Source organism: Streptomyces sp. NPDC002044 (assembly GCF_040296725.1).
GTDB classification, from domain to species: domain Bacteria; phylum Actinomycetota; class Actinomycetes; order Streptomycetales; family Streptomycetaceae; genus Streptomyces; species Streptomyces antarcticus.
On the sequence record NZ_JBEOXU010000115.1, the window covers coordinates 1 to 21,031 of the forward strand.

Here is a 21,031-nt window from a genome sequence, read left to right on the forward strand (position 1 = left end):
GCCAGCCCGAGCGCGGCCGCCGCACGGGCGAGGCCGCGGACGGCGCGGAACCTCATCTCGGCCCCCCGAGGGCGCCGCGGCGCCGCCGCGCGACCACGGTGAAGCGCCGGCCGGCGAGTACGAGGACGACCGCCGCCGCGGCGAGGCCGCCGGCCTGGACGCCGGTCGAGGCGAGGCTGCCCCCGCCGCCGGAGCCGCCCGCCGCGCCGCCGCTCTCACCGGGGGTGACGATGACCGGTGTACCGCCCGACGTTCCGGCGGACGTGCCGCCGCCGGGGGGCGGGGTGGGCTGCGCAACGGTGCCGTCCAGGCTCCGGGCCAGGACGCCGAAGGAGATGCCGGTGGCGCCGCCGACGGCCTGGGTGGAGGCCCGTACGTCGGAGCCGCGCTGGCCCTCCTTCGCCACGTTGAAGCCGCCGTCCGCGTTCTGCTGCGCGGACAGGAACATACGGGCCTTGGCGATCTGGGCGCCGTACCCGGCCGCGTCCAGGGACAGGCCCTGCACCGCCAGCGCCGTGGAGTTCACGGAGGTGCCCGAGGCGCCGGGGAAGCCGCCGTCGGGCAGCTGCTTCGTCGCGATCCACGCGAGGGCCCTGTCCACCGAGCCCCGGGCCCGCGCCCCCTCCGCCAGGTCCAGGGCCATCGCGGCCATGGCGGTGGAGTCGACGTCGGCGTCGCCGGTCGGCGGGATCAGGCTGGGCCAGGCCCCCGACGGCTGCTGAAGGCTCCCCAGGTAGGTGACGGGCGCCTGCGCCGCGCTCTTCTCACCGGCGCGCGACTGCGCCATGACCCCCAGGGCCTGGCCGAAGACGGACGGCGTGTAGGTGTAGTTCCCCGCGGCCGCGCAGCTGCGGTCGGGCGCCTGGCTCGGCGCCGCGCACACACCCTTGGCGAGGGCGGCGATCAGGTCGTTGCCGCCGAAGGCGCGCGGGTCGCGGCCGACCGCCTCCGCGAGGAGCGCGGCCTTGCCGAGGGAGCCGCCGGACGCGTACTTGGTGCCCAGCCCGGTCCAGTCGATGACGGTGCGTCCCTCGCCGTCCTTGCCGCCCTTGTCGAGGAAGTCCACGATGCCGCGGAGCCTGGCGTTGTCCAGGCCGGTGGCGGCGAGCGCGTACGCGCCGTCGATGGTGAGACCGAAGTCGGCGCGGCCGGTCTTGCCGCCCGCGCTGTAGTAGGCGCCCTGGAGGAGGTTGGCCGGGCCGGTGAGGTAGGCGACGCCCCTCTTGAGGTCGGGGCCGTCACCGGGCGCGGAGGTGGGCGGGTTCGTCGGCGGGCTTGTCGGCGGGGTGGTGGGCGGGGTGGTCGGGGGCTCGGTCGGCCCGGGCCGCTTGGTGGTGAGGGCCGCCAGGCTGGTGTGACGGCCGGCGAGGACCGCGTGGACCGTCGGGTAGATCGCGGACTCGGTGGCCCCCTCGAAGCCGAAGCCGCCGTCGGCCAGCTGCTGCTTGGAGAGCCAGGACACGGCCGCGTCGGCCCGCGCGGTGTCGCCGAGGAGGCGCAGCGCCTGCGCGGCGTGGGCCGTCGCGAAGGGGCTGCCCGTGGTGGCGCCCGTATAGCCGGGGAACCCGCCGTCCGCGAGCTGCGCCGCCTTCAGGTACGTGAGGGCCTTGCCGAGGGCCGCGTCGTGACCGCCGGCCTCGTGCAGCGCCAGGACGGCCTGGCCGGTGGCCATGGGGTCCGGGTCGCAGTTCTGGCCCGCGCGGATGAGGATGCCGGTGAAGCCGCCCGTCTCGCACTGGACGTCGGTGAGCCGGGCCAGCGACGCGGCGGGCGGGATGGCGCCGCCGCGCAGGACGGCGAGCACCGCGAGGGCCTGACCCTCGGTCTGCTCGGCACCGGGGAAGTCGCCCTTGCCCGTGCAGCCGGGGGCGTCCCCGGTCTCGGGGCCGAACGGGCAGACGTGCTTCAGGAGATCGCCGACCAGGTCGTGTCCGCCGAAGGCCCGCGGGGCGCCCTCGGTGCTCGCGGCGAGCAGGGCGAGACGGGCGGCGGCCTTGGCGTCGGGCGCCTTGTCCTTGCCGGCCGGGTAGGCGTAGGCGTCGGTGTCCTTCGCGAGGAAGGCGGTGACCTTGTCGAGGCCCGTGCTCTTGCCGCCGGCCGCGGCCAGGGCGTAGGCGCTCTCCACGGTGAGGAAGTGGTTGGGGGCGTCGGCGCCCTCGTCGACGACGCGTTCGCCGTCCGTGAGCCGGGTCGACAGCCACTTCGCCGCGGCCGTGGCGTCGACCTCGCCGGCCGGAACGGTGGGGGTGCCGGTCGGGTCCGGGGTCGGGGCCGTGCCGCCACCGGCACGCACCTGGTCGGGGGAGAAGGCCGGCTTGCCGGTGGTCCCGCCGGCCTGCGTCCCGCCGAACACCCAGGCGTCGACGTCACCGGCCTGGGGCTTGCGGTCCATGGCCCCGAACTGGCTGTACTTCCAGCTGTTCTGGCCCGGGGAAGCGGTCCAGTAGGACCAGTAGGCCGTCGCCTGCGGGGTGAGGACGCAGTCCTCGCGGTCCGCAGTGGGGTACTGCGTACCGGAGTTGAAGTCGCCGTGGCCGATCCGGCAGATGAAGCCGTCGCCGTCGTGCCCGGTGCCCTCGGTGGTGAACCCGGCCTCGTGCAGCAGGTCGTAGCCGCTGGTGGGGGTGGCGTCGCAGCCGCGCACGACCTTGCCGGCGAAGGGGCCGAAGTCGACGGCCACCACCGCGCCGGTCGTGGCGGTGCAGCTCTCGATCGGGTCGGCGGTCGCGGCGGAGGTGCCCGCGACGAACGCCACGCCCCCGACGAAGGTGAGCAGCCCCGCCGATAGGAGGGACAGAAGTCCACGTCTGCCCGCGCGCCGGTCTGTTCGCTCTGTGGTACCCACCACGGCCCCTCGTGTCGTCCGGGCGGCCTGAGCGTGGCGAAAGAGGCCCCACGGGACGGCGCAAGCCGCGGCGGAGCCCGTCGAACCACGCCGTAGTCCGCGACGGCGTTCCTCGTTGAATGACTTGGCTCCAGGCATTCCGGCTCGCCCGCACTCTGTACGGGCCTACGGTTGCGGGTCAGCGCCGGATTCCGACCGGCTTCCCCTGGAGTTGAGTGCGTATCAGCCGGAGTGAAACACGGTGGTAAACGCAGCGTCAAGGTGGCCTGAATCTCATCGCGGGCCCTCCCGGGCAGGGGTGCCGGTACCGCTGGCGCGGCCATGATCCCTCCGGTAGCGTCCAGGGCTGCCACATGGGGGAACCCGGTGAGAGACCGGGGCTGACGCGCAGCGGTGTGGAACGGCAGGGGGCCGTTCCGAGCCCGAATGCCCAGGAGGCAGAGCACCACTGGAAGCCGTACCACGCGATCGGACGGCGGCCACCGCCTCCGGCCTGCCCAGGCCGCGCAGAGGTGTGTCCGGCCGGCGTCCCTCATCTCAGGAGCAGGCCATGTCCCGTCCCACGTCTTCCCGCCGCGTCGCGCTCGCGGTGCCCGCCGCCCTCGGGGCCTTCGCCCTGACGGTGCTGCCCGCCGCCGCGACCTCGACACCGGCCCAGATCGCCACGTCCAAGACGAACGGCGTCGCCTACCTCAAGTCCCTGCAGGCCGCCGACGGTTCGTACGCCGGCTCCGGTCTCTCCAACGAGTGGGCGTTCAGCGCCTTCGCGGCGGCGGGCACGGCGGCCGTGGACGTCACACCGGGCGGTGACGTGACGAAGAACGCCCGCACCGTCTACCGCAACCTGCTCTCCACGGCCGGCTGGCCGTCCGGTTCGCCGGTCGTCACCGACTACGAGCGCGGCGCGCTCAACGCGTACGCCGCGGGCATCGACCCGGCGCGCGTCTCCGCCTCGCGCAACCTCATCGCGAACGTCTACGGCTACTGGCAGACGGCGGAGGCCGGTTACTTCGGATCGTCGTCGAACTACAACGGGACCGTCTTCGCGGCGCTCTCCCTGGCCGGCGCCAGAACGCAGGCGGGCGGTCAGCGCGTGCCGCAGTCCCTGCTCGACTCGATGATCACCCGGATCCGGGCCAACCAGCACAACGACGGCGGCTGGACCTTCAGCAAGGCCGAGGGCAACCCGGCGCAGCTCGCGGCCGCGAGCGACATCGACATGACGGGCGCCTCGATGGCGGCCCTGTGTGTCGCGGGCGTCCCGAACACCGACGCGGACGTCGTCCAGGCCAAGAACTTCCTGAAGTCGAAGCTCGTCAGCTCCTCCGGTGCTTTCGATTCCCTGTACGGCATCAACACCAACTCCAACGGCTGGGCCGTGTCCGGCCTGGGCGCCTGCGGCATCAACCCGCAGACCGGCGACTTCCTCACCTCGACGGGCAAGACCCCGGTCGACTTCCTGATCGCCCAGCAGTTCAACCCGGGCGGTGGCTTCAAGTACCTGCCGAGCGACACCTCGCCGCAGGCGTACGCCTCCGTCGACGGCCTGCGCGCCGTCGCCGGCGGCGGGTTCACGGCCGCGCCCCCCACGCCGGTGACGGCGGGCGCCCCGAAGTGGGTCGCGCAGTCGACGTTCACGGCCGGTACGGCCACCAGGCTGGCGCTGACCGTCGACGACGGCGCGGGCGGCCTGAAGGTCTGCTCGGTCGCCCTCACGCCGACCGGCACCACGACCACCCTCGGCGCCGTCCTCGCGGCGGCGACGTCGGCGGCGACCCCGGCCGGCTGCGTGACAGCGGTGACCCCGTCCTCGGGTGCCACGGGCACCATCACCAGCGTCAACGGCAAGGCGAACAGCGGAGCCGGCACCTGGAAGGTCGGCGTCGACGGTTCGGCCTTCGCCGGCGCCGATCGCGGCAAGGTCATCAACGTGGGCGACACCATCGCCCTGCGCTGGGGCGTCTGATCCCTGACCGGTGCGGGCCCGCGGCGCGCGGGCCCGCACCGGGGCACGGCTAGAAGGACGTCCAGGTGAAGGCGACCTTGTCGCCGGCCTTCAGCTTGAACTGGCAGCCGCCCACCGGGGTCGGGGTGCCGTTGACGGATATGTTCCAGTAGGCGACGCCCCCGCCGCTGACCTGCTTGATGGTGTCGACGGAGAAGTCGTCGAACGACGCGTACCAGGTGCCGTCCCAGGTGAAGTGCCGCTTGCGGGCGGCGTCGTCGAGCGCCGCGGTCGCAGTGGGCACGGCGGTCGGGTTGGCGCCGCCGTTGGTCCCGTCGCAGGTGTGGGTGCCGCCCGTGGCGGTGGTGACGTCGTGACCCTTCGTCTTGATCTTGCCCTTGAAGAGCAGGCCGTTCGGTCCCTGGACGGAGAGGGACACCTTGACGGGTGCGTTGGTGTTCGGCGTCGCCTTGGCCTGGGCGACGGCCGGAGCGGTACCGAGGGCGAGCCCGAGGGCCGCCGCGGTGATCACGGCGCGGTGGATGGTGACGTTGCGCATGGGAGCGCCTTCCTGGTGCGAACCGGGGTCCGGGCGCGGGGACCCCGGCCCGCCCGCGCGCGGACGTCTCCCGTGAACCGCCTGCGGGAAGCGGGCGGGGGAGGGCGGCACGGCGTTGGCCCGGGGCTCCACGCCGTAGACCATGACGGGGCGAAGCGGTGCACGTGACGCGCGGGTTTTCCGACTCACGGCAACGGGGCCGCACACGGTTGCAGGTCAGCGCCGGAGTCTCACCGGCTTCCCCCGGACGCGGACGCGTTCGGTACGCGCTCCGGGGCGCTGCCCGGAGCAGCTGAATCATAGGGCAGCGCGGTGGCGGGAATCCGGTGATCTCCGCCACTGTGACGAGGAGGCTCGCCCCAGGGGCCCGCAGCCCAACGGGAGGATTCCCAGGACGAGTTCGACGCGTTTCGGGAGCGGTGGATTCGTTGTGCCCATCGACAGGCATGGGGGATCAGGTTAGCCTTCCCTAAGTTCGCCCGGGTGTCGCTCCTTCGGCGTGCCCTGCTCTCGGCTCCCCCACGCACGGCAATCGGCTGCCCCCGCAGGATTGGGAGTGACATGTCACAGGATCTTCCTGACGACGCGCCAGTGATCCACGACCTCATCGGCATCGGCTTCGGGCCCTCGAACGTGGCGATGGCGATCGCACTCGGCGAGTACAACGCAGGCGTCGGACGACAGGAGGCGATCACCGCCCACTTCTTCGAGCGGCAGCCGCGGTTCGGCTGGCACCGGGGCATGCTGATCGACGACGCCACGATGCAGGTCTCGTTCCTGAAGGACCTGGTGACGCTGCGGAATCCGTCGAGCGAGTACAGCTTCCTCTGCTACCTGCAGAGCAAGGGCCGGCTGATCGACTTCGTCAACCACAAGAACCTGTTCCCGCTGCGGGTGGAGTTCCACGACTACTTCGAGTGGGCCGCGGCCAAGGTCGACGACATGGTGTCCTACGGTCACGAAGTGGTCGCCGTGCGGCCCGTCGTGCGCGAGGGCGTCATCGAGTACGTGGACGTGACGGCCCGTTCCGGTGCGGAACTCGTCACCCACCGGGCCCGCAACCTGGTCATCGGCACCGGCCTGCGGCCGCGGATGCCGGACGGGGTCGACCGAACCGATCGGATCTGGCACACGTCGGAGCTGCTGACGCGGGTGGAAGCGCTCCAGGGCACCGACCCGTCCCGGTTCATCGTCGTCGGCGCGGGCCAGAGCGCCGCGGAGAACGTGGCCTTCCTGCACCGCACCTTCCCCGGGGCCGAGGTCTGCGCCGTCTTCTCCCGCTACGGCTACAGCCCCGCCGACGACAGCGGCTTCGCCAACCGGATCTTCGACCCCTCCGCCGTCGACGCCTACTTCACGGCCCCGGAGGACATCAAGCGCAAGCTGGTCGAATACCACGCCAACACCAACTACTCCGTGGTGGACATCGACCTGATCGACGACCTCTACCGTCGGGAGTACCGGGAGAAGGTGCTCGGTACCGAGCGGCTGCGCTTCCTCCGGGTGTCCCGGCTCACGGAGGTGCTGGAGACCCCCTCCAAGGTGCTCACCACGGTCGAGTCGCTCGTCACGGGGGAGAAGGAGCCGCTGGAGGCGGACGTGCTGGTCTACGCGACCGGATACCGCTCCGCCGACTCCCTCGGCCTCCTCGGCGAGGTCGAGGGCCTCTGCCACCGAGACGGGCAGGGGCGCGTCCGCGTCGAGCGCGACTACCGCGTCGAGAGCGATCCCGAACTGCGCTGCGGCGTCTACCTCCAGGGCGGCACCGAGCACACGCACGGCATCACGTCCTCCCTGCTGTCGAACACGGCCGTCAGGGTCGGCGAGATCCTCGAGTCGATCGTCGGCCGGGGCCGCGCCCCGGTCGCGGACTCCCGCCGGGCCGCCGACGGGATCGGTTCCGCCCGCTAGGGGGTGTCGTCCAGCGCCGCGACCGGAAGGGTCCACCGGGTCGCGGCGCCCGGCACGCGGGCCCCGAGGGGGCGCGGACAACCCCCGCGCCCCGGAGGTGCCGGCCCCAGGGGCCGGCGAACGCTCAGGCCGACGGGGCGGTGAGCACCCACAGGCGGTGGTCCCAGCCGATGTCGCGGCAGTCGCGGACCTCCAGTCCGGCCCGTTCGGCCAGGCCGGTCACGTCCTGCGCCGAGCGCAGCCCGGAGCCGAAGGCCGCCGTCAGCCGCAGGTGCTGGAGCACCGCGTCGATGTCGTCCGGGTCGGCGGCCTCCACCTGCTCCACCAGCACGAGCGCCCCGCCCGCCGGAAGGGACGCCGCGGCCTCCGACAGGGTCAGCACCGCGTCCTCGTCCGCCAGCCACTCCAGCAGCCGGCACAGCAGCAGCGTTCCCGCGCCCGAGGGCAGCGGGTGGGACTGCGGTACGAGCTCCACCCGGGGCAGCACCTCCGGGTCGAGGATCTCCCCGCCGAGCACGCCCAGCACCGACGGCAGCGCGGCGATCCGCACCCGCAGCGCCGGGAACTCCTTGACGAGGGCGTTGACCACGGTCCCGGCGCCGCTGCCCGTCGCGCCGAGCACCTCCACCGCCGACCAGTCGTAGGCGCCGGCCACGCCCGGGGCCACCCAGCGCGCCTCGTCCTCGATCGCCGTACGGGCGGATCCGCCCAGCCGGACATCGGTGCGCAGCGCGTCGGCCAGCGTCTCGCCGGACGCGGTCCGGCAGCCGTTGCGGCCCGAGCGGAGCCGCTCGGCGAGGCCCGCCAGCGACAGGTCGAAGGCGGCCTGCGCGCCGCGCAGGTCGTACTCCTGCGACGAGTGGTCGTCCTCGACCAGCTCCTCGCCCACCGGGGTCAGCCGGTAGCCGTCGTCCGCCAGGCCGAACACCTCGATCTCCACGAGGTACTTCAGCAGCGCGCCGAGCGTACGGGCGTCCGTGCCGCTGCGCCGCGCCAGCTCCGCGAGGTCCCGCACGCCCTGGTAGACGAGGTCGACCAGGCCGAGGGTGACGGCGACGCGGATGGCCAGCCCGGGGGCCAGATCGGTGAGCTCGTGCAGCCGCTCGTGCGCGTCCTCGCCCTCCAGGGCGTCCGGGTCGGCGGGCGCGGAGAGGCCCGGCGCGATCTCGGCACGCCTCCAGTAGCCGGTGATGTGCGTCTGGTCGCGCGGCACACCGCGCTCCACGGACAGGTGCCTCCGGATGCCCTTCAGCGTGACGGCCTCGCCGGCCGCCCACACGAAGACCGTGCCCGGCAGCCACTCCATGTCCCGTACCGCCCGCTCCAGCAGGTCGCTGCGGCCCGCCGGAGCGCCGTGGCGCACCAGCCAGGTGACCTCGGCGTCGGCCTTCGTCGGCAGGTCCTGGCGGTGGCTGTCCTCGCCGACCTCGACGAACACCCGGGCCCGGGTGCCGGCCGGCATCTCCGCGAGCCACCGGCCGATCGCCGGGAGGGCCGTCTCGTCACCGATGACCAGCAGCCAGTCCGCGCCCTCGGGGTGGCTGTGCGACATCTTCGGCCCGGCGATCCAGGTCACCCGGCCCGGAGCGGCCTCCTGCGCCCAGGACGAGGCGATCCCGCCGTCGTGCCGCACGAAGTCGAAGTCGATCTCCCCGGCCACCGGGTCGAACCGTACCGGCGTGTAGTCCTTGGAGATCGGCCGGCCGTCCGCGGGCCAGTCCAGGCTGCTCACGTTCTGCCGGGGCAGGACCGGGTCCCTGCCCTCCTCGGCGAAGAAGAACTTCACGTGGTCGTCGAAGCCCTCGGTGCGCAGTTCCGGGAGGGACAGGCCGGCGTTCTCGAAGGCGTGGAGCTGCGGCCCGCCGAGCGTCACCCGCCGCATCCCCGGCGTGACGTCCGAGACGCGCAACACCGTCAGCTCCCTGAGCACGATGGGGAAGGTGACGACCGAGCGGGGACTGCGGGTGGACATCTGACTGCTCCTTCACGCCCGACCGGTACATCCGCGGGTACGGCCACGCTACGTTCCCGGACGGGCGCCGCATCCAACCCGCGGGCCACGACGCTGCCACCGCGCGCGCAATCCGGACGCCGGACGCGCGGACGGGCCCGCCTCCCGGGGGAGGCGGGCCCGTCCGGTGCGCGGGGCGGCGGCGGACCTACTGGCCGGCGACGGCCTTGGCGAGCAGCGGGGTGAGCTGCTCGACGACCCACGAGGCGCTCAGCGGGTCCGGGTAGGCGATGGCGGAGGACAGCGAGTTGTCCGAGGGGATCACCGTGAAGTGCTTGCCCTTCACCGAGTTGAGCGACTGGAACAGCTTGTTGGACTCCAGGTCCTTCGCGCTGATCACACCGCGGTCACCGAAGGGGTAGGTCACGAGGAGGACGTCGGCGTCGAGCTGGTCGAGGTTCTCCAGGCTGACGCCGTTCTTGTCCGGCGCGTAGTTCTTCGCCTTGTCGGTCTTGGCGAAGCCGAGCTTCTCGAAGACGCCCGGGTCCTGGTCGGCGTAGGACATGAAGCTGACCTGCTCCGGGTGGACCACCGTGTAGGTGTACGTCTTGCCCTTGAACTCGGGGTGCGCGGCCGCGGCGTCGGTGGTGGCCTTCTCGTTCGCGGCGATCACCTCGTCCGCCTTGGCGCTCAGACCGAGGGCCTTCGCGGCCGTCTTCAGCCGGTCCTGCCAGGTGAGGGTGTCGGCGTGGGCCTTGTCGGTGAAGGTGACGACCGGCGCGATCGGCTGGAGCTTCGCGTAGTCGGCGTCCATCTCCCAGGTGTTCATGCCGAGGATGACGTCGGGAGCCTCGGCGGCGATGGCCTCGTAGGCGGTGCCGTCGGTGTCGTCGTACGTCTTCAGCTTGGCCCCGCCGAGCTTGTCGAGGGCGCGCTGCTTGTACTCGGGGACCGGGCTGCCGTCCTCGACGTCCGGGGTGATGACCGGGACGATGCCGAGGGCCAGCGCGATGGCGGTGTCGCCGTCGGAGACGGTCGCGACCTTCACCGGCTTCTTCTTGACCTCGGTCGTGCCCCACGCGTTGGTGAGCGAGACGGGGAAGCCGGTGGACGCGCCGGCGGCGGCCGGCTTGTCCTTCGTCGCGGTGGCGTCGTCGCCGCACGAGGTGAGCAGGCCGAGGCAGGCGGCGGCCGCGACGGCGGCGGCGAGGGCACGGGCCGGGCGGCGGCGCTGTCTGATCGGGACGGACATGGTGGTTCTCTCCTATGCGGGGGTACGACGGCCCAGGGGGAAGATCTGGGGCCGGTGGGAGCGGGGATGGGGGACGACGAGACAGTCCAGGCCGAAGACCTCGGCCACGGTCCGCTCGGTGAGGACCTCTTCGGGGGTGCCCTGGCACACGATCCGCCCGTCGCGCATGGCGACGATGGTCGAGGCGTACAGGGCTGCCTGGTTGAGGTCGTGGGACACCAGCACGATCGTCTTGCCGAACTGCTCGTTGAGGTCGGCGAGGAGGTCCATGACCTCGATCTGGTGCGCGATGTCCAGGTAGGTGGTCGGCTCGTCCAGGAGCAGGGTCGGGGTGTCCTGGGCGAGCGCGAGGGCGATCCACACGCGTTGGCGCTGGCCGCCGGAGAGCTGGTCGACCGGACGGTCGATCAGCTCGGCCGTGCCGGTCGCCGTCAGCGCGTCCGCGATGACCTCGTCGTCGGCGGCGGTGCGCCGCTGTCCGAACTGGCGGTGCGGATGGCGGCCGCGCCAGACGAGGTCCCCGACGGTGATGGACTCGGGGGCGATCGGCGACTGCGGCAGGATGCCGAGGCGGCGGGCCACCTCGCGGGTGGGCAGGGCGTGGATGTCCTGGCCCTCTAGGAGGACCGAACCGGCCGCGACGGGCAGCAGGCGGGCCACCGACTTCAGGAGGGTGGACTTGCCGCAGGCGTTCGGACCGACCAGCGCGGTGATCCGCCCGGGCTCGATCCCGAGGGACAGGCCCTCGATGATGGGCTTGCGGTCGTAACCGGCGGTGATGCCGCGGGCTTCGAGCCGGAAGCCGGCGTCGGTGCCGGTTCCGGCGTCCGGACCGGTGGCCGGACCGGCACCCGCCCCGGTGGCCGGGGTGGCGAGTACGGGACGTGCGCTCATGCGGTGGCTCCTTGCCTGCGCCGGAGGATCAGCCAGACGAAGTAGGGGGCGCCCAGCAGCGCCGTGAGGACGCCCGTCGGCACCGGGCTGATCAAGGGGCCGTGCTGCGCGAGGACATCGGCGCCCAGGACGATGACCGCGCCGATCGGCACGGCGAGGGCGACGGAGCGGTCGGCGCCGACCAGCCGGACCGCGATCGGCCCGCTGATCAGCGAGACGAACCCGATCGGGCCGGTGACGCTGGTGGCCAGCGCCGCGGCTCCGGCCCCGAGCAGCAGGGTCGCGGTACGGGCGGCGCCCACGCGGGTGCCGAGTCCCAGGGCGAGCTGGTCGCCGAGGGCCATGCTCCCCAGGGCGCGGTCCAGGAGCACCGTACAGATCCCGCACACGACGAGGGCGCCCGCCAGGGTGGACACCCCGTCCCAGGTGGCGTCGTTGACGCTGCCGATCAGCCAGCGCATCACCTGGGTGATGCCGTGCTGGCCGGCGACGGTGAACAGGTAGTTCACGTAGGCGGTGCACACGGCGCTCATGCCGATGCCCACGAGGACCAGACGGTACGTGTCCACCCGCCCGCGGCGCCGGCTCAGCGCGAGCACCACGGCCACCAGGGCGAACGCCCCGCCGATCGCGGCCAGCGGCACCCCGAAGGGGACCGCGGGGGCGAACAGCAGCATGGTGGTGGCGCCGGCTCCCGCGCCCGCGGAGATGCCGACGATGTCGGGGGTGGCCAACGGGTTGCGGATGAGCCGCTGGTACAGCGCACCGGACAGCCCGAAGAGGGCTCCGGCGAGCAGCGCCGCCAGGGCACGCGGCATCCGGATCCGGAAGATCACGTAGTCGGCGAGGCCCGTGCGCAGGCCGAACGCCGCGGGCAGGATGTCGCCCGCCGGTATCCGCTTGACCCCGCCGAGGAGCACGGAGGCGACGAGGAGGGCGAGCAGGACCAGGAGGAGTGCGCCGGTGACGGTGGCGGCGCGGCGGTGCTTGGCCCGGTGGGCGCGGCGCAGCCGGGCCGCCGTGGCGGTCCGGAGCGCGGTCGCCGCGTCGCCGGACACGCGCCGGGCGGTGGGGAGGGGTACGGCGCGGCCCCGTCCGGGACCGTCCTTCTCCTCGCGGGTCCGCTCTTCCCGGGTCCGCTCTTCCCGGGTCCGCTCTTCTCGGGTCTGCGACACGTCACTCACATCCTGACCAGGTCGCGGCGGCGTGCGAGCCACACGAAGAAGGGGGTGCCCACGAGGGCGGTCATCACGGACACCTGGATCTCCCCGTGGTCGATCACCAGCCGTCCGGCGGTGTCGGCCCCGACGAGCAGGACGGCGCCGCAGGCCATGGACAGGGGGAGCGACCGGCGGTGGTCGGCGCCGACGACCATCCGGGCGCAGTGCGCCGCGACCAGCCCGACGAACGCCACCGGTCCCACGGCCGCCGTGGCCGCGGCGCACAGGAGTACCGCCACGGCCGCGCTCGCCAGCCGGGCCCGCTCCACACGGACGCCGAGCCCGCGGGCGGTCTCGTCGCCGAGGCTCAGTACGTTCAGGGTGCGCCCGAACGGCAGCGCCAGCAGGAGGCCGACGACCGCGAACGGGGCGATCTGGCCGAGGAACTGGCCGCGGCCGGTGAGCTGGCCGACGGACCAGAAGCGGAGGCTGGCGTACGCGGCCTCGTCGCGGACCACGAGCAGGGTGATGACCGAGGACATCACCGCGGCCATGGCGACGCCCGCGAGGACGAGTCCGATCGTGGAACTGCCCGCGTTGGTGCGGGTGCCGATCAGGTAGACGAGGGCCGCGCTGACCGCCGCGCCCGTCAGCGCCATCCAGAAGTAGCCCTGGACGCCGGATATGTCCAGGAAGAGGATGCCGAGTACGACGAACATCGCCGCCCCCTGCTCCACGCCCAGGATGCCCGGGTCGGAGAGCGGGTTCATCGTCAGCGCCTGCATCATCAGCCCGGAGGCGCCGAGGGCGGCGCCGACCGCGAGGCCGAGGAAGGTGCGGGGGATCCGCTCGGTCCACAGGACGTCGCTGTTGTAGCCCTCCGCGCCGGGGTGCAGGACGATCCGGACGATCTCCAGCGGGGATATGTCCCGCGCGCCCAGGCCGATGCTCGCCACGGTCACGGCTGCCACGATCAGGCCGGCGAGCACCAGGACCGTCGCCGCGCGCGAGGACCGGGTCCTGGCGGGCGGCGGCGCGGGTGGTGCGGTCGGCGAAGCGGATTGCTTCATGGGTCTTCGGTTGCTCCTCACCTGTACAAGCTAAAAGTTAGGCTAGCCTAACCAAAGCGGGTTCGGTCCAATGCCGGAGTCGAACCGCTCACAACCAGGGGCCAACCCATCGGCTCCGGCGGTATCGGGAGGATGTTGTGGCCGAGACGGGCCTGCGGAGCGTGCGTGACGAGGAGGCCGGGACGGGCCAGGAGGTCCGGCCCGACGACGAGTTCGTCTCCGCGACGGGACACCCCCCGCACGTGCACGACTTCCACCAGTTCCTCCACGTGCCGGTCGGCGGGATCGTGGTCACCGCCCGGGGACGGGACTACGAGCTGTCCGCCTCGGTCGCCCTGTGGATCCCGGCCGGAGTCCCGCACAGCGCCCGGTTCGGAGCCGATTCCGTCATCGCGGCCGAGGCGTTCGACGCCGAACTCTTCGCGCTGCCCTACGAGGACGTCACCACGATCAACATCACCGGCTCACAGCGCCGGCTGGTCCTCGGCCGGATGCGCAGCACCCGAGCCGAGGACGACGACCCGCGGGTCTTCGCCGCGCTGTGCGCCGGACACCGCAACTGCCTGCCGCTGCCCCAGCCCACGAGCCACACCGCCGGCGCGGTGGCCCGGGAACTCGCCCGGACGCCGAGCGACCCCCGCACCGCGACGGAGTGGGCGGAGAACCTCTACACGAGTTCGACCAGCCTGCGCCGGGCCTTCCGCACCGAAACCGGCATGGCCTTCTCCGAGTGGCGCACCCGGCTCCGGCTCAACCACTCGCTGTGCCTGCTGGAACAGGGCCACTTGGTCAGCACGGTCGCCGCCCGGGTCGGCTTCGTCAGCACCAACGGCTACATACTCGCCTTCCGCCGCCACTTCGGGCAGACGCCCGGCGCGTACATGAAGAACTCCCTGGCGCGCTCGGCCTGAGGCCGGGCACGGATGTGCCCCGTGCCCGGGGAAGCCGGGCACGGGGCAGGAACGAGTCCGACGACAGCCTAGGCGGCCGCGGCCGTCCGCGGCCGCTGCTCGGGCTCCGCGGCGCGGCTGCCGCGGGCGGGCAGCAGGCCCTCCAGGGCGAAGGCGCCCGGGCCGGTGAAGACGAGCAGCAGGAACGCCCAGCAGTACATCGCGGAGGACTCGCCGCCGTTCTGGAGGGGCCAGAGGGCGTCCGCCTGGTGGGCCGTGAAGTAGGCGTACGCCATCGAGCCGGAGGCGACGAACGCGGCGCTGCGCGTACCGGCGCCCAGCAGGATCAGGGCGCCGCCCACGAGCTGGATCACCGCCGCGTACCAGCCCGGCCACGCGCCCACGGGAACCGTACCGCCGCCGTGCGCGCCGCCGAGGACGCCGAAGAGCGAGGCGGCGCCGTGGCAGGCGAAGAGGAGTCCGGTGACGATGCGGAAGAGGCCCAGGGCGTAGGGCCGGGCATTGTTCAGACGTTCCGTCATGAGGGAGTTCCTTCGGGTCGGGTGGGGGCGGGGACGTGGGGGTTGGACGTGGGGGAGGACCGTCAGCCGGTCCAGAGGGTCAGAGCCGGGGCCAGGCCAGGGCCAGGGCCGCGACCCGGCCCGGTGGTGCGGGCAGCTCGTACACCTGGTGTTCGGGGTGCCGCGCCGGTTCCGCGGCCGTGCCCACGCAGGGCAGGCGGGCGCCGTCCAGCCCGCCCCGGCGGGCGGTGGCCGCCGCCGTGTTCTCGGCCACCGGCACGGGCCACACCCGGGTCTGCCCGGGCAGCGGCACCGGCAGTGGCACGGGGTGGACGGGCGGTACAGGCGGTACGGGCGCCACGGGCGGCACGTGCCGCCGCGCCTCCGGTACGTCAGGCACCCGCGCCCCCGCCCGTGACCGGGCCCGGGGCGGGGCCTGTCTCACAGCGACGCGCATACCCGGTCGGCCGTGGTGACCACGGCGCAGCGGCCCGCGGCCCACTCCAGGGCCATCCGGTGCTCCCGGGCGGAGAAGTCGGCGACGGCGTCCGCGACCAGGAACGCCTGGATGTCCCGCATCCACGCGTCGCAGGCGGTCATCAGGACACCGATGTGCGCGTACACCCCGGTGATCACCAGCTGGTCGCGGCCCATCTCGCGCATCCGCTCCGCGAGGTCGGTCCGTACGAAGGCGCTGTACTTCCACTTGGTCAGGACCGTGTCGTCCGGACCGGGCGCCACCGAGGGGGCGATGGCGGCGGCCTGGGGATCGTCCGGCAGGCCGGGCCCCCAGAAGTCCTGCTGGAGGCCCCGCTCGGCCGCGCTCTGGCCGCCCGGCTGCGCGGTGTAGAAGACCGGCACGCCGGCCCGCCCCGCCTCCTTCTTCAGCCGGGCCACCTGCTGGAGCATCCCGGTGACGGGCTGGGCGCCGTCCTCGAAGGCCGACAGGAAGTAGTTCTGCAGGTCGTGGACGAGCAGTAGCGCGCGGTCCGGGTCCACCGTCCAGCCGACGCGGTTGGCGGGCAGCTCGTCGGCGGTCGGCAGCGGGTAGGGGGCGATGGCGGGCAGGGCCATGGGTGCTTCCGTTCAGTGCGGGGGGAGCGGGGCGGGGACGGGTACGGAGCCGGCGGGCCGGGGGAGCGGCAGCGGGTCGGCCGCGCGCAGGTCCCGTTTGGATACCTTCCCCACACCCGTCTTGGGGAACACGCCGACGAACTCGACCCGGTCGGGCACCTTGTACGCGGCCAGGCCGCGCTCGCGCACGAACTTCTTCACCGCCGCGGGCCGCAGCGGTTCGGCGCCCTCGCGCAGGATCACGTACGCGCAGGTGCGCTCGCCGAGGTAGGCGTCGGGCTCGCCGATCACGTTCGCGTCGTGAACGGACGGGTGCGCCAGGATGTGGTTCTCCACCTCCTCCGCCGCGATCTTCTCGCCGCCCCGGTTGATCTGGTCCTTGGCGCGCCCCTCGACCACGAGGTGCCCGGTGGGCGTCACGCGGACGATGTCACCGGTGCGGTAGAAGCCGTCCGGGGTGAACGAACGGGCGTTGTGCTCGGGGGCGTTCCAGTACCCGCGGATGGTGTACGGGCCGCGGGTCAGCAGGTGGCCCGGCTCGCCGGCGGGGACCTCGCGGTCCTCGTCGTCCACGACCCGGATCTCGTCACCGGCGGAGATCGGCCGTCCCTGGGTGGTGACGATCGTCTCCTCGGGGTCGTCGAGACGGGTGTAGTTCACCAGCCCCTCCGCCATCCCGAACACCTGCTGGAGCGTGCATCCCAGGCCGGGCCGGACCCGGCGGGCGGCCTCCTCGCTGAACTTGGCGCCGCCCACGAGCAGGACGTCCAGGCTGCTCAGGTCGCGGTCGGTGTGCGCGGCCGCCTCCGTCCACAGCAGGGCCAGCGGCGGGACCAGACCGGTGATCGTCACGCCCTCGGACTCGATCAGCGGGAAGGCGGCGTCGGGAACCGGCCGCGGGCACAGCACGACCCGGCCGCCCGCGTACAGGACGCCCAGTGAACCGGGCGAGGACAGCGGGAAGTTGTGGGCTGCGGGCAGGGCCACCAGGTAGACGGAGTCCGCGTCCACCCCGCAGATCTCGTTCGAGCCCCACAGCGAGTAGATGTAGTCGTCGTGGGTGCGGGGGATCAGCTTGGGGACGCCGGTGCTGCCGCCGGAGAGCTGGAGGAAGGCCAGGTCCTCGGGGGCGGGCCCGGCGGGCAGGCCGCCCGCGGGCACGTCGAGCGGGACCTCGGACAGGGCGGTGAAGTCCCCCGGGTCGCCGTCCGCGACGAACACCTCGCGCAGGCCCGGCACTTCGGCGCGCACCTGCGAGGCCAGCCCGCGGTGGTCGAAGCCGCCGTGGACCGAGGGGATCACGTAGGCGACCGCCCCGGTGAAGGAGCAGAAGTACGCGATCTCGGTCCGGCGGTGCGCGGGCAGCGCGAAGACCGGCAGAGCGCCGATCCGGAACAGGGCGAAGACGACCTCGAAGAACTCGGCCGTGTTCGGGAGCTGGACGACGACCGTGTCACCGGCGCCGATGCCGCGGGCCGTGAGACCGGCGGCCATCCGGTCGGCCCGCGCGTCGAGCTCGGCGTAGGTCCAGGTGCGGCGCCCGCCGTCCGGGCCGCCGGCCGGGTCGACGAGGGCGATCCGGTCCGGGTGGGCCGAGGCCCGGTCCCGGAGCACGGAGCCGAAGGTCTCGCCGCGCCACCAGCCGGCCGCGCGGTAGCGCTCGGCGAACTCGGCGGGCCAGGGCAGCCAGGCGGGTGCGGGAACGCTCACAGCCGGGCTCCGACGGCCTGCAGGAAGGTACGGAACTTCGCGGCGGTCTCCGCGGTCTCCGCCTCGGGCTCGGACGCGGAGACGATGCCCGCCCCGGCGTACAGGCGCAGCCGGTTCTCCTCGGCCTCGGCGCAGCGGATGGTGACGACCCACTCGCCGTCGCCGGTGGCGTCCTCCCAGCCGATCATGCCGGTGAAGAAGCCGCGGTCGAAGGGCTCGGTCTCGCGGATGACCCGCCGCGCCACGTCGGTCGGGCTGCCGCAGACGGCCGGGGTCGGGTGCAGGCTGGAGGCGATCTCCAGCGCCGAGACGTCGGGCCGGGTGAGCACGCCGGTCACGGTCGTCGACAGGTGCCACATCGTGGCCGTGCGCAGCAGGGTCGGGCGCTCCGGCACCTCCAGGGAGGAGCAGTACGGGGCCATCGCCTGGTGCACCGCGTCGACGACGACGGCGTGTTCGTGCAGGTCCTTGGCGGACTGGAGCAGGGCGGCCGCCCTGCGCACGTCCTCGGCGAGGTCCGCGCTGCGCGGGGTCGAGCCGGCGAGCGGGTTGGATGTCAGCCGGTCGCCCCGGCGGGAGAGCAGCAGTTCGGGGCTGGCGCCGAGCAGGTCGCGGCCGGGGGCGGTGGGGAGCGCGAAGGTGTAGCCGGACGGGTCGCGCCGGGCGAGGCGCTGGAGCATGGCCGGTATGTCCAGCGGTCTGTCGGAGACGAGCTCCAGCGAGCGCGCCAGGACGACCTTGTTGAACTCGCCCTTCCACATGCGGTCCACGGCCGAGGCCACGCCCTTGCCGTAGACGTCGGGCTCGGGGACCGGGGTGATGGACCAGTCGGCGGGCGCGGGACCGGCCGAGGGCAGTCCGATCAGCGGGTCGGAGGCGAGCGGCGGGCCGCTGCGCAGCGTCTCCGGAACGACGAGGGCGGCCGGGGCGTCCGGGTCGAAGGGGATCGCACCGATCACCATGGGCCACGGGTGCCCGGACCGGCGGGCCTCGGCCAGTACCTCGGCGACGCGTTCCGACAGGGGCTCGGCGGAGTGCGGGACCTCGTGGCGCACTCCGTGGGCGAGCAGGGTCCGGGAAGGGGTCGCGAGGAAGCGTGCTCCGGTCCCGTACGCGTCGAGCAGAGCGGTGGCGGCGCCGACGGAAGGGTGCGCCGGAGCGGCCGGTGCGGGGGACGTGGCGACTTGGTGGACCGTCGGCACGGTGACTCCTCTTCAGAGGTGGGGGCAGGTGGGGGCGGCCGGGCGGTGACCGGCTGCGGTGGTGCGGATGGCGGATGGCGGATGGCGGATGGCGGATGGCGGATGGCGGGCGGGTGCGTGGCGCGGGTGGCGTGACGGGGAGGACGGGGGCTGCCGCGCGGTCAGCGCAGCGTGGCCCCGCCGTCCACGTAGAGGTCCTGCATGGTGATGTGGCGGGCCTGCTCCGAGGCGAGGAAGACCACGGCGTCCGCGATGTCGGCCGGGTCGGCGATGCGGCCCAGCGGGATACCCGTGCGGTACGACGCGAGATCGCCGTCCAGGACCCGGGCGGGTGCGTCCGGGTCGGTCCACAGGCCCCACTGCATCGGGGTGTGGGTGGAACCGGGCGCCACGACGTTGCAGCGGACCCCGCTGCGGGCGTACTCCAGGCCCAGACACTTGGTGAACATGACGGCGGCGGCCTTGGAGGCGGCGTACGCGGCCATGCCGGCGCGCGGGATCCCGGCGGCGTTCGAGGCGACGGTGACCACACTGCCGGAGCCGCGCTCCGCCATGCCGGGAACGACCGCGCGGGAGACGAAGAAGACCCCCTGGGCGTTGACGCCGAACGTCGCCGTCCAGTCCTCGTCGGTCAGTTCCGCGACCGGGGCCGCGCGCAGGATCCCGGCCACGTTCACCAGGATGTCGACGGGGCCGAGCTCCCGCTCGACCAGCGCGACGGTCCGGTCGACGGCCATCCGGTCGGTGACGTCGAGTCCGTAGGCGCGGACGGTGCCGGCCCGGGTGCCGTGGTCCGCCTCCCCGTCGGCCGCGGGGCCCGCGGCCGACGGGCCCAGTTCCGCGGCCAGTTCGGCCACCGCCGGAGCCGAGACGTCGGTCGCGGCCACCGTGGCGCCGAGGCGGAACAACGCGCGCACGACCGCCTCGCCGATGCCCTGGCCCGCGCCGGTGACGAGCGCGACCTTCCCGGTGAAGCCGCTGCTCCCGGGGTTGCCGGGCACACTGTGGTCGGACATGCCGCCCCCTCCCTAAAATCTTAGGTAAGCCTAACCTAATAAAATGCCGAACGTCACTACGCGGCAGGCGGGTTCCCCTCGGTGCCCTCCGCGGCCTCGTCCTCGTCCTGCGGCGCGTGGTGGTCGAGATCGACCGCACCACGCTTCCAGAACCCGTCCACGTCCGTGTAGTCGCGGTCCAGGCGCAACTCTTGGTGCAGGTAGCGGCGGACCGGCCTCAGCTCCCCGGCCTCGCCCGCGACCCAGATGAAGGGCAGGCCCGGCAGGAACTCCACGCCCCGTACGGCCCGCTCCAGGAAGTCGCCCTCGCCGTGCGCGAGTCCGCCGCGATGCAGCCAGACGATCTCGGCGTCGGCCCGCGTCGGCAGCTCCTCCTCCTCGCCCGCGTCGTCGACGAGGAGGAAGACCTTGGCGGGCGCCCCCTCCGGCAGGTCCTCCAGCATCCGGGCGATGGCCGGCAGGGCCGTCTCGTCCCCCGCGAACAGGTACCAGTCGAACTCCCACGGCACCGTGATCGAGCCGCGCGGCCCCGCCACCCCGAGCCGCGTCCCCGGCTCGGCCCCCTCCGCCCACCGCGAGGCCACCCCGCGGCCGTGCAGGACGAAGTCCAGGTCCAGTTCCCCCGCCGCGGCGTCGTACCGGCGGGTGGTGTAGTCCCGGGACACCGGGAACGGTGGCTGCGTGGGGAACTCCAGGCCGTCGCCGTCGTCCGCCACCCTCGGCAGGACGAGAGCCCGCGTCACCGGATCGGGAAAGAACACCTTGACGTGGTCGGCGGGAGAGCGGTCGACGAAGCCCGCGAGTTCCGGCCCGCCGAGGGTGACGCGGACCATGCGGGGCGTCACCCGGCGCACCCGCAGCACCTCCAGGGTGCGGACGCTGATGTCGTGGTAGACGACGTCGACGGTCGGCCGGGGGCTGGTGGCCATGGGGCGGTCTCACTTCCGTGGGGAGGACGGGGACGTTCGGGCGCCCCGGGGACGCGGGCGGGGCGGGCCGGGGGCGCCAACACCAGTTCCGGCTGCGTGGGC

At 73.4% G+C, this 21,031-nt stretch carries 17 protein-coding genes and 2 riboswitches; of the genes, 3 read left to right on the forward strand and 14 right to left on the reverse strand.

Annotated features, from left to right (window positions below; genetic code table 11):
* Nucleotides 1-52: 52 nt before the first annotated feature.
* Nucleotides 53-2,845 carry a prenyltransferase/squalene oxidase repeat-containing protein gene (locus ABT106_RS24080; RefSeq protein WP_351280872.1) on the reverse strand — a complete coding sequence of 931 codons (2,793 nt, stop codon included), beginning with the start codon at nt 2,843-2,845 and terminating at the stop codon, nt 53-55.
* 319 nt (nt 2,846-3,164) lie between these two features.
* A riboswitch (cobalamin riboswitch) is annotated at nt 3,165-3,290 on the forward strand.
* A 105-nt stretch (nt 3,291-3,395) separates the two neighbouring features.
* Between ABT106_RS24080 and ABT106_RS24085 the strand changes: the two genes are divergently transcribed.
* Nucleotides 3,396-4,811 (forward strand): prenyltransferase/squalene oxidase repeat-containing protein, encoded by a 1,416-nt coding sequence (locus ABT106_RS24085; protein ID WP_351280874.1) that lies wholly within the window; start codon nt 3,396-3,398, stop codon nt 4,809-4,811.
* A gap of 49 nt (nt 4,812-4,860) precedes the next feature.
* Here ABT106_RS24085 and ABT106_RS24090 read toward each other — a convergent pair whose 3' ends face one another.
* A complete protein-coding gene (locus ABT106_RS24090; RefSeq protein ID WP_351280876.1) occupies nt 4,861-5,349 on the reverse strand; it encodes a DUF4430 domain-containing protein in 489 nt (162 codons plus the stop codon).
* Between the two features lie 153 nt (nt 5,350-5,502).
* Nucleotides 5,503-5,623, reverse strand: a riboswitch (cobalamin riboswitch).
* A 287-nt stretch (nt 5,624-5,910) separates the two neighbouring features.
* On the opposite strand from ABT106_RS24090, the gene ABT106_RS24095 reads away from it, so the two are divergent.
* Nucleotides 5,911-7,260, forward strand: a complete 1,350-nt coding sequence (locus ABT106_RS24095; protein WP_351280878.1) for a lysine N(6)-hydroxylase/L-ornithine N(5)-oxygenase family protein — start codon at nt 5,911-5,913, stop codon at nt 7,258-7,260.
* A 124-nt stretch (nt 7,261-7,384) separates the two neighbouring features.
* Here the strand turns inward: ABT106_RS24095 and ABT106_RS24100 are convergent, their stop codons facing one another.
* From ABT106_RS24100 to ABT106_RS24120, 5 genes are all read right to left on the reverse strand, one after another.
* Nucleotides 7,385-9,232 carry an SIP domain-containing protein gene (locus ABT106_RS24100; protein ID WP_351280880.1) on the reverse strand — a complete coding sequence of 616 codons (1,848 nt, stop codon included), beginning with the start codon at nt 9,230-9,232 and terminating at the stop codon, nt 7,385-7,387.
* Nucleotides 9,233-9,419: 187 nt separating this feature from the next.
* Nucleotides 9,420-10,463 carry an ABC transporter substrate-binding protein gene (locus ABT106_RS24105; RefSeq protein WP_351280883.1) on the reverse strand — a complete coding sequence of 348 codons (1,044 nt, stop codon included), beginning with the start codon at nt 10,461-10,463 and terminating at the stop codon, nt 9,420-9,422.
* A gap of 12 nt (nt 10,464-10,475) precedes the next feature.
* A complete protein-coding gene (locus ABT106_RS24110; RefSeq protein ID WP_351280885.1) occupies nt 10,476-11,357 on the reverse strand; it encodes an ABC transporter ATP-binding protein in 882 nt (293 codons plus the stop codon).
* Nucleotides 11,354-12,532, reverse strand: coding sequence for a FecCD family ABC transporter permease (locus tag ABT106_RS24115; protein ID WP_351280888.1), 1,179 nt, complete (start codon nt 12,530-12,532; stop codon nt 11,354-11,356). The genes ABT106_RS24110 and ABT106_RS24115 overlap by 4 nt, the downstream gene beginning before the upstream one ends.
* Nucleotides 12,533-12,537: 5 nt before the next feature.
* Nucleotides 12,538-13,587: a FecCD family ABC transporter permease gene (locus tag ABT106_RS24120; protein WP_351280890.1), complete on the reverse strand. Its 1,050-nt coding sequence runs from the start codon at nt 13,585-13,587 to the stop codon at nt 12,538-12,540.
* 137 nt (nt 13,588-13,724) lie between these two features.
* Between ABT106_RS24120 and ABT106_RS24125 the strand changes: the two genes are divergently transcribed.
* Nucleotides 13,725-14,498 carry a helix-turn-helix transcriptional regulator gene (locus ABT106_RS24125; protein ID WP_351280892.1) on the forward strand — a complete coding sequence of 258 codons (774 nt, stop codon included), beginning with the start codon at nt 13,725-13,727 and terminating at the stop codon, nt 14,496-14,498.
* A gap of 68 nt (nt 14,499-14,566) precedes the next feature.
* On the opposite strand, the gene ABT106_RS24130 is transcribed toward ABT106_RS24125, so the two are convergent.
* The 7 genes from ABT106_RS24130 to ABT106_RS24160 form a co-directional block, all read right to left on the reverse strand.
* Entirely contained in the window at nt 14,567-15,019 is a 453-nt protein-coding gene (locus ABT106_RS24130) for a DoxX family protein (RefSeq protein ID WP_351280895.1), read from the reverse strand.
* Nucleotides 15,020-15,098: 79 nt separating this feature from the next.
* The gene (locus ABT106_RS24135) at nt 15,099-15,398 is read right to left on the reverse strand and encodes a hypothetical protein (protein ID WP_351280898.1); all 300 of its coding nucleotides are present in this window, start codon (nt 15,396-15,398) and stop codon (nt 15,099-15,101) included.
* A 41-nt stretch (nt 15,399-15,439) separates the two neighbouring features.
* A complete protein-coding gene (locus ABT106_RS24140) occupies nt 15,440-16,072 on the reverse strand; it encodes an isochorismatase family protein (RefSeq protein WP_351280901.1) in 633 nt (210 codons plus the stop codon).
* A 12-nt stretch (nt 16,073-16,084) separates the two neighbouring features.
* Complete coding sequence (locus ABT106_RS24145) at nt 16,085-17,782, reverse strand: (2,3-dihydroxybenzoyl)adenylate synthase (RefSeq protein ID WP_351280903.1); 1,698 nt, start codon at nt 17,780-17,782, stop codon at nt 16,085-16,087.
* Nucleotides 17,779-18,984: an isochorismate synthase DhbC gene (gene dhbC, locus ABT106_RS24150; RefSeq protein ID WP_351280906.1), complete on the reverse strand. Its 1,206-nt coding sequence runs from the start codon at nt 18,982-18,984 to the stop codon at nt 17,779-17,781. The genes ABT106_RS24145 and dhbC overlap by 4 nt, the downstream gene beginning before the upstream one ends.
* Before the next feature lie 161 nt (nt 18,985-19,145).
* Nucleotides 19,146-20,000 (reverse strand): 2,3-dihydro-2,3-dihydroxybenzoate dehydrogenase, encoded by an 855-nt coding sequence (locus ABT106_RS24155; RefSeq protein WP_351280909.1) that lies wholly within the window; start codon nt 19,998-20,000, stop codon nt 19,146-19,148.
* A 56-nt stretch (nt 20,001-20,056) separates the two neighbouring features.
* Nucleotides 20,057-20,929, reverse strand: coding sequence for a siderophore-interacting protein (locus ABT106_RS24160; RefSeq protein WP_351280911.1), 873 nt, complete (start codon nt 20,927-20,929; stop codon nt 20,057-20,059).
* Between the last annotated feature and the right edge of the window lie 102 nt (nt 20,930-21,031).